General features: G+C 75.3%; 14 protein-coding genes. 9 read left to right on the forward strand and 5 right to left on the reverse strand.

Features of this window, described 5'->3' with window-relative positions:
• Position 1 precedes the first annotated feature (1 nt).
• Positions 2-994 (reverse strand): phosphate/phosphite/phosphonate ABC transporter substrate-binding protein, encoded by a 993-nt coding sequence (gene phnD / locus K1J50_RS07850; protein ID WP_369413548.1) that lies wholly within the window; start codon positions 992-994, stop codon positions 2-4.
• A 49-nt stretch (positions 995-1,043) separates the two neighbouring features.
• Positions 1,044-1,874: a phosphonate ABC transporter ATP-binding protein gene (gene phnC, locus K1J50_RS07855; RefSeq protein ID WP_220117156.1), complete on the reverse strand. Its 831-nt coding sequence runs from the start codon at positions 1,872-1,874 to the stop codon at positions 1,044-1,046.
• 258 nt (positions 1,875-2,132) lie between these two features.
• On the opposite strand from phnC, the gene K1J50_RS07860 reads away from it, so the two are divergent.
• Positions 2,133-3,194: a hypothetical protein gene (locus tag K1J50_RS07860; RefSeq protein ID WP_220117157.1), complete on the forward strand. Its 1,062-nt coding sequence runs from the start codon at positions 2,133-2,135 to the stop codon at positions 3,192-3,194.
• Here the strand turns inward: K1J50_RS07860 and K1J50_RS07865 are convergent.
• Positions 3,166-4,143: a ribose-phosphate diphosphokinase gene (locus tag K1J50_RS07865; protein WP_220117158.1), complete on the reverse strand. Its 978-nt coding sequence runs from the start codon at positions 4,141-4,143 to the stop codon at positions 3,166-3,168. The two genes, K1J50_RS07860 and K1J50_RS07865, sit on opposite strands and share 29 nt — an antisense overlap.
• An 88-nt stretch (positions 4,144-4,231) precedes the next feature.
• Here K1J50_RS07865 and K1J50_RS07870 point away from each other — a divergent pair, with 88 nt between their 5' ends.
• Positions 4,232-5,593, forward strand: a complete 1,362-nt coding sequence (locus K1J50_RS07870) for a nicotinate phosphoribosyltransferase (RefSeq protein WP_220117159.1) — start codon at positions 4,232-4,234, stop codon at positions 5,591-5,593.
• Positions 5,594-5,634: 41 nt separating this feature from the next.
• Here K1J50_RS07870 and K1J50_RS07875 read toward each other — a convergent pair whose 3' ends face one another.
• Positions 5,635-6,123: a DUF3175 domain-containing protein gene (locus tag K1J50_RS07875; protein ID WP_220117160.1), complete on the reverse strand. Its 489-nt coding sequence runs from the start codon at positions 6,121-6,123 to the stop codon at positions 5,635-5,637.
• 250 nt (positions 6,124-6,373) lie between these two features.
• On the opposite strand from K1J50_RS07875, the gene K1J50_RS07880 reads away from it, so the two are divergent.
• The 7 genes from K1J50_RS07880 to trmFO all read left to right on the forward strand — a co-directional run bounded on the left by K1J50_RS07880 (position 6,374) and on the right by trmFO (position 13,653).
• A complete protein-coding gene (locus K1J50_RS07880) occupies positions 6,374-7,558 on the forward strand; it encodes an ABC transporter substrate-binding protein (RefSeq protein ID WP_220117161.1) in 1,185 nt (394 codons plus the stop codon).
• A gap of 15 nt (positions 7,559-7,573) precedes the next feature.
• Positions 7,574-8,440 (forward strand): branched-chain amino acid ABC transporter permease, encoded by an 867-nt coding sequence (locus K1J50_RS07885; protein WP_220117162.1) that lies wholly within the window; start codon positions 7,574-7,576, stop codon positions 8,438-8,440.
• A complete protein-coding gene (locus K1J50_RS07890; RefSeq protein WP_220117163.1) occupies positions 8,430-9,455 on the forward strand; it encodes a branched-chain amino acid ABC transporter permease in 1,026 nt (341 codons plus the stop codon). The genes K1J50_RS07885 and K1J50_RS07890 overlap by 11 nt, the downstream gene beginning before the upstream one ends.
• Positions 9,456-9,459: 4 nt before the next feature.
• Positions 9,460-10,218: an ABC transporter ATP-binding protein gene (locus K1J50_RS07895; protein ID WP_220117186.1), complete on the forward strand. Its 759-nt coding sequence runs from the start codon at positions 9,460-9,462 to the stop codon at positions 10,216-10,218.
• Positions 10,218-10,910 carry an ABC transporter ATP-binding protein gene (locus K1J50_RS07900; RefSeq protein WP_220117187.1) on the forward strand — a complete coding sequence of 231 codons (693 nt, stop codon included), beginning with the start codon at positions 10,218-10,220 and terminating at the stop codon, positions 10,908-10,910. The genes K1J50_RS07895 and K1J50_RS07900 overlap by 1 nt, the downstream gene beginning before the upstream one ends.
• Before the next feature lie 26 nt (positions 10,911-10,936).
• Positions 10,937-12,121, forward strand: coding sequence for an NADH:flavin oxidoreductase/NADH oxidase (locus K1J50_RS07905; protein ID WP_220117164.1), 1,185 nt, complete (start codon positions 10,937-10,939; stop codon positions 12,119-12,121).
• A gap of 179 nt (positions 12,122-12,300) precedes the next feature.
• The gene (trmFO, locus tag K1J50_RS07910) at positions 12,301-13,653 is read left to right on the forward strand and encodes a methylenetetrahydrofolate--tRNA-(uracil(54)-C(5))-methyltransferase (FADH(2)-oxidizing) TrmFO (RefSeq protein ID WP_220117165.1); all 1,353 of its coding nucleotides are present in this window, start codon (positions 12,301-12,303) and stop codon (positions 13,651-13,653) included.
• Positions 13,654-13,729: 76 nt separating this feature from the next.
• Here the strand turns inward: trmFO and K1J50_RS07915 are convergent, their stop codons facing one another.
• On the reverse strand, positions 13,730-14,860 hold the full coding sequence (locus K1J50_RS07915; protein WP_220117166.1) for a type III PLP-dependent enzyme: 1,131 nt from the start codon (positions 14,858-14,860) through the stop codon (positions 13,730-13,732).
• Between the last annotated feature and the right edge of the window lie 466 nt (positions 14,861-15,326).

Genomic DNA, 15,326 nt, shown 5'->3' on the forward strand with positions numbered 1-15,326 from the left:
GTCAGTTCCGCCGCCGCCGCTCCCGCGCCTCCTCGCGGCGCAACTCCACCATGAACCGGTACTGCTCGTGGGTCACCTCGCGGTAGCCCGCCCCGCCGCCGCGCTCGATCTGGCGGTAGATCTCGGGATGGGCGCGCGGCAGCGCGAGGTGGAACAGCTTCATGTCCTCCTTGAACGAGGCCGGGAGGTCGGCGCGCACCGTGGTCGGGCCGTTGATGATCGGCTCGCTGCGCCAGATCACCCGCAGCTCGCGCATGTCCACCATGCCCTTCTCGACCATCGAGCGCAGCGCGCCGCGGGTGAAGCCCTGCGCCTCGTCGCCGATGCCGGAGGCCCAGGTCACGGCGGCGTCGTACTGGCGCTGCAGCACGGCGACGATCGCCTGCTCGTGCCCGCCGGCGAAGCCGGTGCGGGAGAAGTACTGGTCGGGGTTGATGCCCTGGCGGCGCAGCGAGAAGCGGGGGATCAGGTAGCCGGAGGCGCTGTTCGGGTCGGACCAGACGATGCTGCGCCCGCGCATCTCCGCGAGGCTGGTGATGCCGGAATCGGCGCGCACCACCATCACCGCGACGTAGGAGATCGAGCCGTCCGCCTCCTCGGTGCAGAGGATCGGCTCGACCCCCCCGTTGGTCTCGATCCAGGCGGCGGCGTAGGCGGCCGGGCTCATGGTCGCGATCTCGAGCTGGCGGGCGGCGAAGGCCTGGACGACGCCGGCGTAGTCGCTCGCCAGGAACAGGCGCGCGGGGACCTCGAAGGTGCGCTCCAGCAGGTCGCGATAGGGGCCGTAGCGGCCGAGGCGGTCGGCCTCGTTCTCGCCGCCGAGCACGCCGATGCGCAGCCGCGGCACCTCGCGGGCCCAGTCACGCCGCCCGGGCGCGGGGAAGACGATGCCCGGGTCGCTGCTGCGGCGCTCCGCGCGCGCGCCGCCGGGCGGCGGGAGCGCGCCGAGGGCGGCGCCCGCGGCGAGGAGCAGGTGGCGTCGGCGGAGAAGCACGCGATCTCCTCTCTCTCTCTCTCGATCCCCGGCGGGCCGCCCGCCCGCGTCAGCGGGCGAGGGCCGCAGCCCCCGAGGCTGCCGGCGCCGCCGCCGGCCCGGTCCCGGCCGGCTCGCCGGGGGCGGCGTCCGCGCTGCCGAAGATCGTCTCCTCCCGCGCGGCGTCAAGCGCGGCCGGGGGGCCGTCGAACACCACCCGCCCCTGGCGCAGCCCGACGATGCGCTCGCAATAGGCGCGCGCCATCGCGACCTGGTGCAGGTTGCAGAGCACGGTCAGGCCGTGCTCCCGGTTCGCCTCGCGGAGCGCCTCCATCACCGCCTCGGCGTTGGCGGGGTCGAGGCTCGCGATCGGCTCGTCGGCGAGGATCAGCCGCGGCTCCTGCATCAGCGCGCGGCAGATGGCGACGCGCTGCTGCTGGCCGCCGGAGAGGGTCTCCACCCGCTGCAGCGCCGCCTCGGCGAGGCCGAAGCGGTCGAGCAGGGAGAGCGCGCGGGCGCGCTCCTCGGCGCCGAACAGGCCGAGCAGGCCGGCGAGCCCGGCGAGCGGCCCCGCCTCGCGGCGGCGGTGCAGCCGGCCGATCAGCACGTTGGTCAGCACGTCGAGCCGCGGCACCAGGTTGAACTGCTGGAAGATCATGGCGCAGTCGGCGCGCCAGGCGCGCAGCGCGCGCCCCGAGAGCGCCGTGATGTCGCGGCCGTGGTAGAGCACGCGCCCCGCGGTCGGCTCGGTCAGCCGGTTGATCATGCGCAGCAGGGTGGACTTGCCGGCGCCGGAGCGGCCGACGATGCCGACCATCTGCCCGTCGGGGACGGCGAGGCTCACCGCGTCCACCGCCGTGACCGTCCCGAAGCGCCGGGTGAGTTCCTGCAGCTCGAGCATCGCCCGCCTCTCGTCCGGGCGGCGGGGCCGGCGCCGGCTGCCGCCGGCGCCGCGGGGAGGCGCCACCCGCCCGCCTCTCCGCGGCGGACGGAGGATCCATAGCGCAGGCGCCCGCCCGGCACAGCCCGCCGCGGCGGGCGCGCCGCGCGCGGAGCGGGCGCGGAACGGCCGCGCGCCGCCGCGGCGTGCAGGATTCCGCGCTTGGCGGGCGGACGGCGCGGGGCGACGCGGCGCCCCGCGCCAGGAGAGGGGACGCCGATGGACCCGGATGCCGCAGGCGAGGCGGCGCTTGCCGAGAAGGTCGCGTTCCTCAGCCGCCCGGAGTCCTATCCGGAGGGCACGCGGGCGGTCGAGGTGCGCGAGACGCGCATGTCGTTCGTCTTCCTCACCGACCGCCACGCCTACAAGATGAAGAAGCCGCTCGCCACGCGGCACCTCGATTTCCGCAGCCTGGCGCTGCGGCGCGCCTATTGCGAGGAGGAGGTGCGGCTCAACGCGCCCCTCGCCGCCGGCGTCTATCTCGGCACCGCCGCCCTGCTGCGCGGGCCGGACGGGCGGCTCCGCCTCGGCGACGAGCGGGAGGCGGCGGGCGAGGTGGTGGAATGGCTGGTACGGATGCGGCGGCTGCCGGCCGAGCACATGCTCGACGCGGCGATCCGCCGCGGCGCGGTGGAGCCCGCCCGGATCGAGGCGGTGGCCGACCTGCTCGCGGCGTTCTACGCGGCGGCGGCGCCGGTCGCGCTCGGCCAGGCCGAGTATCTCGGGCGCTTCCTCGAGGACCAGGCCACCAACCGCGAGCTGCTCTGCGCGCCGGCCTTCGGCCTTCCGCGCGAGGAGGTCGAGCGGGTGCTCGCGCCGGTGGACGCGATGCTGCGCGACGAGCCGGGGCCGCTCCTCGCCCGCCTCGCGCAGCGGCGCATCGTCGAGGGGCACGGCGACCTGCGTCCGGAGCACGTCTTCCTCGGCGAGCCGGTGGCGGTGATCGACCGGCTGGAGTTCAGCCGCCGGCTGCGCCTGCTCGATCCGTACGAGGAGCTCGCCTTCCTCGGCATGGAATGCGCCGCGGCAGGCGCGGCCTGGATCGGGCCGGCGATGATCGCCCGTTGCGCCGCCCGCCTCGGCGGGCCGGCGCCGGAGCCCCGCCTGCTCGCCTTCTACGCCGCGTTCCGCGCCGCGCTGCGCGCCCGCCAGGCGGTCGCGCACCTGCTCGACCCGAAGCCGCGCGAACCCGCGAAGTGGCTGCCGCAGGCGCGGCGCTACCTCGCGGCCGGCGCGGCGGCGGCGGCGGCGCTCAGTCCCCGCGCTCCAGCAGGTCGGTGATCGAGCCGCCCTCGTGCAGGCGCCGGATCGCCGCGGCGAACAGCGGCGCGGCGCCGACCACCTCGACGCGCGTCCCGAGCAGCCCGGGCGGCAGGCGGAAGGGCGGCACGGTGTCGGTGACGAGCGTGCGCGCGAGGGCCGGCGCGGCGATCGCCTCCGCCGCGCCGCCGGTGAACAGGCCGTGGGCCGCGACCGCGAGGACGCGCGCCGCGCCCCGGGAGAGGCACGCCTCCGCCGCGCGGCGCATCGTCCCGCCGCTGGCGATCAGGTCGTCCACCACGACCACCGTGGCGCCGGCGACCTCGCCGACCAGCAGCTCGCCGCTCACCACGCCGCCGCTGCGGCGCTTCTCCATGAAGGCGGCGCCGACCTCGCGGCCGAGCGTCGCCTCGAAGGTCTCGCGGAAGAGCTGCGCGCGCTTCACCCCGCCGGGGTCCGGCGAGGCCACCACCACCGGGCCGTCGCCCACCATCCCGTGCAGCCGGCGCGCGAAGAGGAGGCGGCTGTCGAGGTGCTCGGCGCGGCAGCGGAAGGCATTCTGGAACGCCGCCACGTTGTGCACGTCGAACGTGACGACGGCGTCCACGCCCATCGCCTCGAGCAGCTGCGCGACGTAGCGCGTCGTGAGGGGGTCGCGCGGCTTGGTGCGCCGGTCCTTGCGCGCATAGGCGAGGTAGGGGATCACCGCCGTGACCCGCGCCGCGCCCGCGTCGCGCACCGCGCCGAGGAAGAACAGCAGCCGGCAGAGCTTGTCGTTCGGGCTCTGCTCCGGCCCGCCGTGCAGGCCCTGGACCACGTACACGTCGGCGCCGCGCACGCCCTCGAGCGGGCGCGCCTTGTGCTCGCCGTCCTCGAACTCGCGCTCCTCGTGCGCGGCGAGCGCGACGCCGAGCGCGGCGGCGACCGCCTCCCCGAAGGCGCGGCTCGCGCCGAGCGCGAATACCCGCATGGCCTGATCCTCCTCGCCTGCCCTATGGTGGCGCGGCAGCGCCGGGCCCGGCCCGGCCCGCAGCCGCCTGCGCAACGGAGCGAAACCCATGCCGCCGCCCGCCTGCCCGCCCGTGCCGGCCGGGCTGGAACTGTTCACCGACCTCTACGAGCTGCGCATGGCGCGCGCCTACCGCGCGCTCGGCATGGACCGGCAGGAGGCCGTGTTCAGCCTGTTCGTCCGCCGCCTGCCGCGCAACCGCAATTACCTGCTCGCCTGCGGCGTGGAGGACCTGCTCGACACCCTCGAGGGGCTGCGCTTCGGCCCGGAGAGCCTGGCCTACCTCCGCTCGCTCGGCGAGTTCCCGGAGGAGTTCCTGCGCTGGCTCGCGGGCTTCCGCTTCACCGGCGCGGTCCGCGCGGTGCCGGAGGGCACCCCCGTCTTCGCCGAGGAGCCGATCCTCGAGGTGGTGGCGCCGGTCGCCGAGGCGCAGCTGATCGAGACCCTGGCGATGAACCAGGTGGGGGTGCAGACGCTGCTCGCCTCCAAGGCCGCGCGCGTGGTCGCGGCGGCGGCGGGGAGGCCGGTGGTGGATTTCGGCAGCCGCCGCGCGCAGGGGGTGGACGCGGCGGTGGCCGGGGCGCGCGCCTTCCACCTCGCCGGCGTCGCCGCCACCTCGAACCTGCTCGCCGGCGCCCGCTACGGCATCCCGGTCGCCGGCACCATGGCGCACAGCTTCGTGCAGGCCTTCGACAGCGAGGCCGAGGCGTTCCGCGCCTACGTCCGGCTCTACCCGGAGACGATCCTGCTCGTGGACACGTACGACACGCTGGCGGGCGTGCGCCGGGTCGTCGCGCTCGCCGCCGAGCTCGGCGACGCGTTCCGCGTGCGCGGCGTGCGGCTCGATTCCGGCGACCTGCTCGCCCTGTCGCGCGAGGCGCGCGCGATCCTCGACGCGGCGGGGCTGCGGCAGGTGCAGATCTTCGCCAGCGGCGGCCTCGACGAGGAGCGGATCGCCGCGCTGCTCGCCGCCGGCGCGCCGATCGACGCCTTCGGCGTCGGCACCGACATGAGCGTCTCGGCCGACGCGCCGGCGCTCGACCTCGCCTACAAGCTCACCGCCTACGCCGGGGCCGGGCGCACCAAGCTCTCCCCCGGCAAGCGCATCCTGCCGGGGCGCAAGCAGGTGTTCCGCCGGTTCCGCGACGGCCTGGCGGAGGGCGACACGATCGCGCGCGCCGAGGAGCCGCCGCTGCCGGGCGAGCCCCTGCTCGTGCCCGTCATGCGCGACGGCCGGCGCCTGCGGCCGCGCCCCCCGCTCGCGCAGGCGCGCGCCGAGACGGCGGCGCGCATCGCGGCCCTGCCGGCGCGGCTGCGCGGCCTCGGCGCGGCCGATCCGCCCTATCCGGTCGCGATCAGCGAGGCCCTCGCCGCGCACGAGCGCGAGGTGCGCGCGCGCGTCGCGTCCTGAGCGCGGCTCCGCGCGCGCGCCGGGGGTACCGGCCGGCGGCCTCATCGCCCCCCGCCCTCCGGCTCGAGAAAGCGCCAGCCGTCGGGCCCGAGGGCGATCGGCGGGCAGTCGGGGCGGTGGATCATCCACCAGGTCCTGCCCCGCTTCTCGACCCGCACCGGCCCGAGCGCGCAGTGCCGGTAGCGGCCCGGCGCGCGCTGCGCGGGCGGCAGGACCGGTGCGGCCGCCTTGCGCTCCCGCAGCAGGCGCTTGGCCTCCTCGAGCACGGCGCGGCGCTCCGCGCTCAGCGTGCGACCCGCGCGGTTGGCGAAGAAGGTCACCATGCGGATCGCCGCGCCGAGGCCGCCGGGCGACACCTCGGGCCGCGCCATGGTGTCGGCGATGGTGCGCGCATCGCGCGTGAACAGGCCGGCCGGGGGGAAGGTGGAAGCGGTCGCGACCGCATGCGACCAGCGCCTCCGCCGGGCGGCGCGCGCGCCGCGCGCGCGGGGATCCGCGCCGCGTGCTGCCGGGATGGACGACGATGCCATCGCGCGTGGCCAGCCTCGGACCGCCGGCCGCCGGGAGCGGACGGGCGGCGCACGCCGCGCGCGCGAGGCCGTCCGCCGCCCTGCGGCGGCTCCATCATAGGCGGCACGCTCTCCGCGCCGCAATCGCTGCGGCCGGCGGCAGCAATGGGCTTCCGTGCGCGCGGCCCGGCGCGGAGCGGGCGTTGACTCCCCCGGAGCCTCGTCCTCCAATGGCGCCGCGCGCGAAAGAACCACCCAGGGAGAGGCGTCCATGCCCGGCATCGCAAAGCGTTCCCTCGCCGCCTCCGCGTTCGCGCTCGGCCTCGTTCTCGCCGGCGGCGCGGCGGCGCAGACCGCCTGCGAGATCAAGCTCGGCGCGCTCGGCCCGATGTCCGGCCCGGCCGCGCAATGGGGCCTCGCCATGCTCGGCGCGGCGGAGCTCGCGGCGGCGGAGGCGAACGCGCGCGGCGGCCTGCAGGTCGGCAGCCAGCGCTGCAGCGTGAGCGTGCTCAGCTACGACACGCGCTACACCGCCGAGGGCGCGGCGGCGGGCGTCAACAACCTCGCCAGCCAGGGCGTGCGCTTCATCATCGGCCCCGTCGGCTCGCCCGAGGTGACGGGCGCGAAGCCGGTGGCGACGCGGCACCGGCTGCTGATGTTCGCCAACAGCTACGCCAAGAACGCGATCGGCCCGCAGTGGCCGCTGGTGTTCCACCTCGGCCCCGGGCCGAGCGAGTGGGCGCCGCCGATCGTGCGCCTCGCGAAGGAGCAGTTCGGGATGCGCTCGGTCGCCATCGTCGCCCCCAACGACCAGGGCGGCACCGACATCGCGAGCGTGGACGCCGAGGTCTACCGCCGCCACGGCATCGCCGCGACAGAGGAGTACTACCAGCGCGGCACGACCAACTTCGCGCCGATCGTCACGCGCCTGCTCGCGTCGCGGCCCGACGTGGTGGACACCGCGTCCTCGCCGCCCGGCGACGCCGGGCTGATCATCCGCCAGCTCCGCCAGGCCGGCTTCACCGGCCCGATCGGGCGCCTCGGCGGGCCCGGCACGGAGGAGATCATCCGGGTCGCCGGCGGCATCGACGTGGTGCGCAACTTCTACTGGTACGAGGTCGCGCCGACCGAGGACCCGCGCGTGCGCGCCATCTCCGACGAGTACCGCCGCCTGCTCAACAGGGAGCCGCCCGAGAACACCAACATGTGGCTCTGGGTCGTCGGCGCCCGCATGACGCTGCGCGCCATCGAGCGCGCCGGCACCGCGACCGACACCGGCCGCGTCGCCGCCGCGCTGCGCGAGCTTCCGGTGGAGGACCCGAATCTCGGCCGCGGCGCCTGGACCGGCCAGAGCTTCTTCGGCATCAACCAGGAGCTCTCGCTCCCGTTCGGCATGGGCATGATCCTGGACGGGCGGATGGTCGGCGTGCGCCGCATCGACGTCTCGCCGCAGTAGCGGCGGGCGGGGCCGGTGCACGAGTTCCTGACCGCCGGGATCATCGGCATCAGCCTGGGCGCGCAGTACGCGCTGCTCGCCCTCGGCTTCACGCTGATCTTCGGCATCCTCGGCGTGATCAACTTCGCCCACGGCGGCTTCTACGCGCTCGGCGGCTACGTCGCCTACGCGGCGGTGAGCCAGGCGGGCCTGCCCTTCCCGCTGGCGGTGCTCGTGGCGGTGGTCGCCACCGCCGCGCTCGGCGCGCTCTACGAGCGGTTCCTGATCGAGCGCCTGGTGGACGACCACCTAGCGACGATGATGCTGACGCTCGGCCTCTACCTGGTGATCTCGACGAGCCTGCTCGCGGTGTTCGGGCCGCAGTCGCCGGAGTTCAGCTTCCCGGTCAAGGGCACGCTGCGCGCCGGCACGCTCTACCTGCCGCTCGAGAACCTGGTCGTGCTCGCCGTCTGCGCCGCGGCGATCGGCGGGCTGTGGCTGCTGATCTACCGCACCGACTTCGGCCGCGCGCTGCGGGCGCTGGCCGACGACCGGCGGGTGGCGATGACGCAGGGGATGCGGCCGGGGCTGCTGTTCCCGCTCGCCTTCGGCCTCGCCACCGGGCTCGCCGGCCTGACCGGGGCGCTGGTGACGCCGATCCTCGCCCTCTCGCCGAGCGCGGGCGATCCGGTGCTCGTCACCTCCTTCCTCACGGTGATCCTCGGCGGGCTCGGCAGCATCGCCGGAGCGGTGGTGGCGGCGCTCATCGTCGGCTTCGTCGAGGCCTACGCGAGCGTCTATCTCGGCGGCTCCACCGGCGCGCTGATCCTGTTCGTGACCGTGCTGGTGATCCTGCTGGCGCGGCCGACCGGCCTGTTCGGGCGCGAGATCCGTGGCGCCTGAGCCGCCGATGGAGGCGCGCAGCCCCTCGCGCTGGGGCGCGCAGGAGTGGGCGGCGGTGGCGATCTTCGCCGCCGCGCTCGCGGTGCCCTGGGCGACCGACGACCTGCTGGTCCACTCCATCGTCAACCGCGTGCTGATCGGCGCCATGGCCGCGCTCAGCGTGTTCATCATGCTGCGCATGGACCTGCTCAGCTTCGCCACCCCGGCCTTCATGGCGCTCGGCGGCTACGCGGCGGTGCTGCTGGCGATGAACGGCGTGACGGAGGTGCTGCTGATCGTGCCGGCGAGCTTCCTCGTGCCGGCACTGGTCGCGCTGCCGCTCGGCGCGCTGGTCCTCCGGCTGCGCGGCGTCTATTTCGTGCTGGTCACCTTCGTGCTGACGGAGATCCTGCAGCTCGTCCTGTTCATGACGCCGCGCCTGACCGGCGGCGCGGACGGGCTCGCCGGCTTCCCGGCGCCGACCCTGCTCGGGACGGAGCTGAGCGACGCGCGGTCCGTGCTCGCGCTCGCCGCGGCGATGGCGCTGCTCGCGGCGGCGGTCACGGCGGCGCTGACCGCGCACTTCCGCCAGCACTTCGCCGCGATCGAGGAGAACGAGGTGCTGGCCGAGAGCCTCGGCCTCGTGGTCTGGCGCTACAAGGCGATGGGCTTCGTGGTCGCGGCGGGGATCGCGGGCATGGCGGGGTTCTCTCTCGGCAACATGCTGCTCACGGTGCATCCGACCTCGTTCGGCGCGCAGCAGGCGGTGGACACGATCGTCTATGCCATCGTCGGCGGGCGCGGCTCGATCCTCGGGCCGGTGGCCGGCGCCGCGCTGCTCGTCACCGCTTCCGATTTCCTCGGCAACCAGGGGCAGTACGCCCCGGGGCTGTTCGGCCTGCTGCTGATCCTCGTCACCCTCGTCGCGCGCGGCGGCATCGCCGGCGCGGTGGCGGCGCTGGCGCGGCGGCGGCGGGCGCCGCGCGTGGCGGCCGCGCCGGCGGCGGCGCCCGGGGCGGCGCGCGGGGGGGCCTGAGACGATGGCTCCCGCCGCGGGCGTCGAGGAACTGCGCGTCGAGAACCTGACCAAGCGCTTCGGCGGCCTGCGCGTGCTGGAGGGCATCAGCTTCGCCCTCGCCCCCGGCGACCTCCTCGGCGTGATCGGGCCGAACGGCGCCGGCAAGACGACGCTGATCAACGTCATTACCGGCCGCACCCCGCCCTCCGGCGGGCGCATCCTGCTCGGCGGCCAGGACATCACCGGCAGGCCGACGCATGCGGTGAGCCGCCTCGGCGTGGTGCGCAGCTTCCAGCAGACCAACACCTTCAAGGCCGCCTCGGTGCGCGAGAACGTCTCGCGCGCGCTGCGCTTCAGCGGCGGCGCGGGGCCGCAGGGCTGGGCGCGCGTGGCGCCGCTGCTCGAGGCCTTCGGCCTCGCGGCGCGGCTCGAGGAGCAGAGCGACAAGCTGCCCTACGGGCTGCAGAAGATGCTCGGCCTCACCCTCGCCTACGCCGCCGATCCCAAGGTGCTGCTGCTCGACGAGCCGGCCGCCGGGCTCGAGCGCAGCGAGCGGACGCGGGTGGACGAGTTCGTGCACCACGTCCGCGCCCGCGGCTGCTCGGTGCTGATCGTCGAGCACGACATGGACCTGGTGCGCCGCCTCTGCCCGCGCATCATCGTCCTCGACGCCGGCGTGGTGCTGGCCGAGGGGCCGCCGGCCGAGGTGCTTTCCCGCCAGGACGTGATAGACGCCTATGTCGGCGCCGACGCGGCGGAGGAGGCGGGGGCGGCCGCGTGATGCTGGAGATCCGCGACCTCGAGGTGCGCTACGGCGGCATCACCGCGCTGCGCGGCCTCTCGCTCGAGGTCCGCCAGGGCGAGACGGTGCTGCTGGTCGGCGCCAACGGCGCCGGCAAGTCGAGCACGATCAACGCGGTGATCGGCCTGGTGCGGCCCGTGCGCGGCGCCATCCGGCTGGACGGCCGGGACCTCGCCGCCATCCCCTGCGAGCGGCGCGCGCGCCTCGGCATCGGCTACGCGCCGGAGGGGCGGCGCGTCTTCCCCTCGATGACGGTGCGGGAGAACGTGCTCTCCGGCGCCTTCGGCCTGGGGGCGCGGCGGCAGCGCCAGGCGCTGGAGTGGCTGGTCTCGGTGTTCCCCTTCCTCGGCGAACGCGCCTCGCAGCCCGCCGGGCAGCTCTCCGGGGGGCAGCAGCAGCTCGTCGCCATCGCCCGCGCCATGTGCGCGCAGCCGCGCCTGCTGCTGCTCGACGAGCCCTTCCTCGGCCTCGCGCCGATCTGGGTGCGCCAGATCAGCGAGGCGATCCGCGAGATGCAGCGCCGCGGCACCACCATCCTGATGACCGAGCAGATGGCCCGCCCGGCGCTCCGCCTCGCCAGCCGCGGCTACGTCATGCGCGGCGGCGAGGTGCGGCGCGCGGGCACGGTCGCCGAGATCCGCGACAGCGCGCTCGCCGAGGAATACCTCTGATCCATCCCTGACGACCGGAACCGCCCATGCCCACGCCCCTGCTGTTCACGCCGATCCGCCTGCGCGACGTCACGCTCAAGAACCGCGTGGTGGTCGCGCCGATGCACCAGTACGCGGCGGTGAAGGGCTTCGCCACCGACTGGCACCTGATGAACGCCGGCCGCTTCGCCGCCGGCGGCGCCGGCCTCGTCATCATGGAGTCCACCAAGGTGGAGCGCCGCGGCTGCGGCACGGTCGGCGACACCGGGCTGTGGGACGACGCCTTCATCCCCGGCCTCGCGCGCTGCGCGGCGTTCATCCGCGCGCACGGCGCCGTGCCGGGCATCCAGCTCGGCCATTCCGGGCGCAAGGCGCGGCGCTTCCGGCCCTGGGAGGGCGGCAGACCGCTCACCCCCTCGCCGGAGATCGAGGACTGGGAGGCATGGGAGCTGGTCGCGCCCTCGGCCGTCCAGTGGCCCGAGGACGAGCCGCTGCCGCGCGCGCTGACGCGCGCCGAGATCCCCCGCGTCGTGGAGGCCTGGGCAGAGGCGGCGCGGCGCGCCGACCGGGCCGGGTTCGACATGCTCGAGATCCACGGCGCGCACGGCTACCTGATCCACGAATTCCTCTCCCCCTTCAGCAACCGCCGCACCGACGAGTACGGCGGGTCGGAGCTGAACCGCATGCGCTTCGCGATCGAGGTGGTGGAGGCGGTGCGCGCCGTCTGGCCGCCCGGCAAGCCGCTGTTCCTCCGCCTCTCCTGCGAGGACGACGCGGGCTGGGACCTGGCGCAGAGCATCCGCCTCGCGCGCCTCGTCGGCCCGAAGGGCGTGGACGTGATCGACTGCTCCTCGGGCGGCATGCGCGGCGCGCCGGTGGTCAGCGCCGGCCCGGTCGGCTACGGCTACCAGGTGCCCTACGCCGAGGCGATCCGGCGCGAGGCCGGCATCATGACGATGGCGGTCGGACTGATCGTGCACGCCGACCAGGCGGAGGCGATCCTCGAGGAGGGCCGCGCCGACCTGGTCGCGCTCGCGCGCGAACTGCTCTACAACCCGAACTGGCCGATGGACGCCGCGCGCAAGCTCGGCGTCGAGGGCGCGTTCGACACCGTGCCGCCGCCCCAGGCCTACTGGCTCGCCAAGCGGGCGAGCTCGGTCCGGGGGGTGGTGCCCTCGACCTACGGCCCCGGCCTCGAGGCCGCGCGGCGCGCGGCGGCCCCGGGCGCCTGACGTCGCCGCGCCGGGCGGCCGGCGGGGGCCGGGGGCGGGCGGCCGGCGGGCGCGCCTCTTGCCCGGCAGCCGGCCGATCCCATTGCTATGCGGCGCGGCAGCCGGGAGCCGGGCCCCGCCCGGGCGGTCGCGGCTGCCGCCCAGGCATTCCGGGCCAGAGGGAAGGGCAGAGGACAGGCATGACCGCCCCCGTCCACGTCATCGGCGCCGGCCTCGCCGGCAGCGAGGCCGCATGGCAGATCGCCGCCGCCGGCGTGCCGGTGGTGCTGCACGAGATGCGGCCCGCGCGCATGACCGAGGCGCATCGCACGGGCGGCTTCGCCGAGCTCGTCTGCTCCAATTCCTTCCGCGCCGACGATCCGCTCTCCAGCGCGGTCGGCCTGCTGCACGAGGAGATGCGCCGCGCCGGGTCGCTGATCCTCGCCGCCGCCGACGCGCACCGCCTGCCGGCGGGCGGCGCGCTCGCGGTGGACCGGGAGGGCTTCTCGGCCGAGGTCACGCGCCGGCTGGAGGCGCACCCCCTCGTCGCCGTGCGGCGCGCGGCGGTGGAGCGCCTGCCGCCGGCCGAGCGGGGGCCGGCGATCGTCGCCACCGGCCCGCTCACCGCCCCGGCGCTGGCCGAGGACATCCGCCGCCTGACCGGCGAGGATTCGCTCGCCTTCTTCGACGCCATCGCGCCGATCGTGCACCGCGACAGCATCGACATGGACATCGCCTGGATGCAGTCGCGCTACGGCAAGGGCGACGGCGCCGACTACATCAACTGCCCGCTCGACCGCGCGCAGTACGAGGCCTTCCTCGCCGCCCTGCTCGCCGCCGAGAAGACCGCGTTCCGCGAGTGGGAGACGGACACGCCCTATTTCGAGGGCTGCCTGCCGATCGAGGTGATGGCCGCGCGCGGGCCCGACACGCTGCGCTTCGGCCCGATGAAGCCCGTGGGCCTCCGCGACCCGCGCACCGGGCGGCGCCCCTACGCGGTGGTGCAGCTCCGCCAGGACAACGCGCTCGGCACGCTGTGGAACATGGTCGGCTTCCAGACCAAGCTGAAGCACGCCGAGCAGGTGCGGGTGTTCCGCACGATCCCGGGGCTCGAGCGGGCGGAGTTCGCGCGGCTCGGCGGGCTGCACCGCAACACCTTCCTCAACAGCCCGCGCCTGCTCGATCGGCTGCTGCGCCTGAAGGCCGCGCCGCACCTCCGCTTCGCCGGCCAGGTCACGGGGGTGGAGGGCTACGTCGAGTCGGCGGCGATCGGGCTGCTCGCCGGCCGCTTCGCCGCCGCCGAGGCGAGGGGCGAGGCGCCCGCCCCGCCGCCGCCCGAAACCGCCCTCGGCGCGCTGCTCGCGCACATCACGGGCGGCGCGACGGCCGAGACCTTCCAGCCGATGAACGTCAATTTCGGCCTGTTCCCGCCGCTTCCCGGCGCGCCGAAGGGGCGCGAGCGCAAGCGCGCCTATTGCGAGCGGGCGCTGCGCGCGCTGGACGCCTGGCTCGGCCGGCCGCATGTCCTGCCCGCGCCGCGCGAGGCGGCGTAGGCGAGGGCCGGTCCGCGGCGGGGCCGCGGCCGCGCGGGAAGGCCGGCGCGGAACGGCGGGCGTTCCGCGCCGGGGCTCAGAGGTAGTGCTCGGCGAGCGGCTTGAAGCCGTTGAAGCCCTGGCTCGCGTAGGTCGTCACATACGCCCCGGTGGCCAGGAGCTCCACCTTGTCCCCCGCCGCCAGCTTGAGCGGCAGGCGGTAGTTCGACTTCTCGTACAGCGTGTCCACGCTGTCGCAGCTCGGCCCCGCCACCGTCACCGGGCCCTCCGCCGTGCCGTCGTGCGGGGTGCGGATGGCGTACCTGATCGCCTCGCCCTCGGTCTCGGCCAGGCCGCCGAAGCGGCCGATGTCGAGATAGACCCAGCGCACCGGGTCGTCCTTGGCCTTGCGGCTGACCAGCACCACCTCGGACTGCACCACGCCCGCGTCGCCGACGATGAAGCGGCCCGGCTCGACGATGATCTCCGGCAGGGCGTTGCCGAAGTGCTCGACCAGCGCGCCCATGATGGCGGTGCCGAAATCCTCGATCTCCGGCACCGCCTCGCGGTAGCGCACCGGGAAGCCGCCGCCGAGGTTGACGAGCCTGACCTTCACCCCCGCCTCGCGCAGGTCGGTGAACAGCATCGCCACCCTGGCGATCGCCGCCTCGTAGGCCGCGGTCGTCGTCTGCTGCGAGCCGACGTGGAAGCTGAGGCCGACGGGATCGAGGCCCATCTCCCCCGCGGCGAGCATCAGCTCGCGCGCCATCCCGGCCTCGCAGCCGAACTTGCGGCTGAGCGGCCACTCGGCGCCCTCGTTGCCGACCAGGATGCGGCAATAGACCTGCGCGCCCGGCGCGGCGCGGGCGAGCTTCGCCAGCTCCTCCTCCGAATCGAAGGCGAACAGGCGCACGCCGCGCTCGAAGGCGGCGCGGATGTCGCGCTCCTTCTTCACGGTGTTGCCGTAGGAGACGGCCGCGCCGCACGCGCCGGCGGCGAGGCAGGCCTCGACCTCCTCGAAGCTCGCGGCGTCGAAGAACGAGCCGAGCCGGACCAGCCGCTCCAGGATCGGCGCGGCGGGGTTGGCCTTCACGGCGTAGTAGATGCGGGCGAGCGGCAGCGCCGCCTGCAGCCGGCGGTAATTCTCCTCCACCCGGTCCACGTCCAGCACCAGGCAGGGCGTGGCGGGCGCGGACTCGCGCAGGAAGCGTGCGATCTTGGGGGTCATCGCACCACCCTCCCCTAGGCAGCCGGGCCGCCCGTCGCGGCGGCGGCCCGTCAGTTGACGAAACGGTCGAACGAACCAGCGACCAAGAGTGTCCCGCGGCGCGCACCGCGGGGGTTGCCAGAACGCTTGACGTCGTTGCGTAAACCTTGCGCCGGGGCGGACCCTGTTCGTGCGGCGGGTCCGTGGCCTGGGGCCAGAGGCACGTGCGTACTGCGTCTGGCGCGCCATATAGGCGCGGCGGCCCCCGCTGCAAAGCGAAAAATCACCCCCTCCGCCCGGTCCTTTTCGCATGGAGGGGTTGTCGTTCCGGAAAACCGCCCCGCGACTCGGCCCTGTGGCGGGAAGCCTCGCGGGTGGAATGCTGCGGCGGCGGAAGTCCTCTGGCGGCGGGGGCGCGATCCCGGCCGGTGCCCGCCCCGCTCCGGGGGGCGAATCGGCGCCCCGCGGAGGGAGGGCGCCGGTGCCG

Origin of the sequence: Caldovatus aquaticus (assembly GCF_019458025.1) — a bacterium.
GTDB classification, from domain to species: Bacteria; Pseudomonadota; Alphaproteobacteria; order Acetobacterales; family Acetobacteraceae; genus Caldovatus; species Caldovatus aquaticus.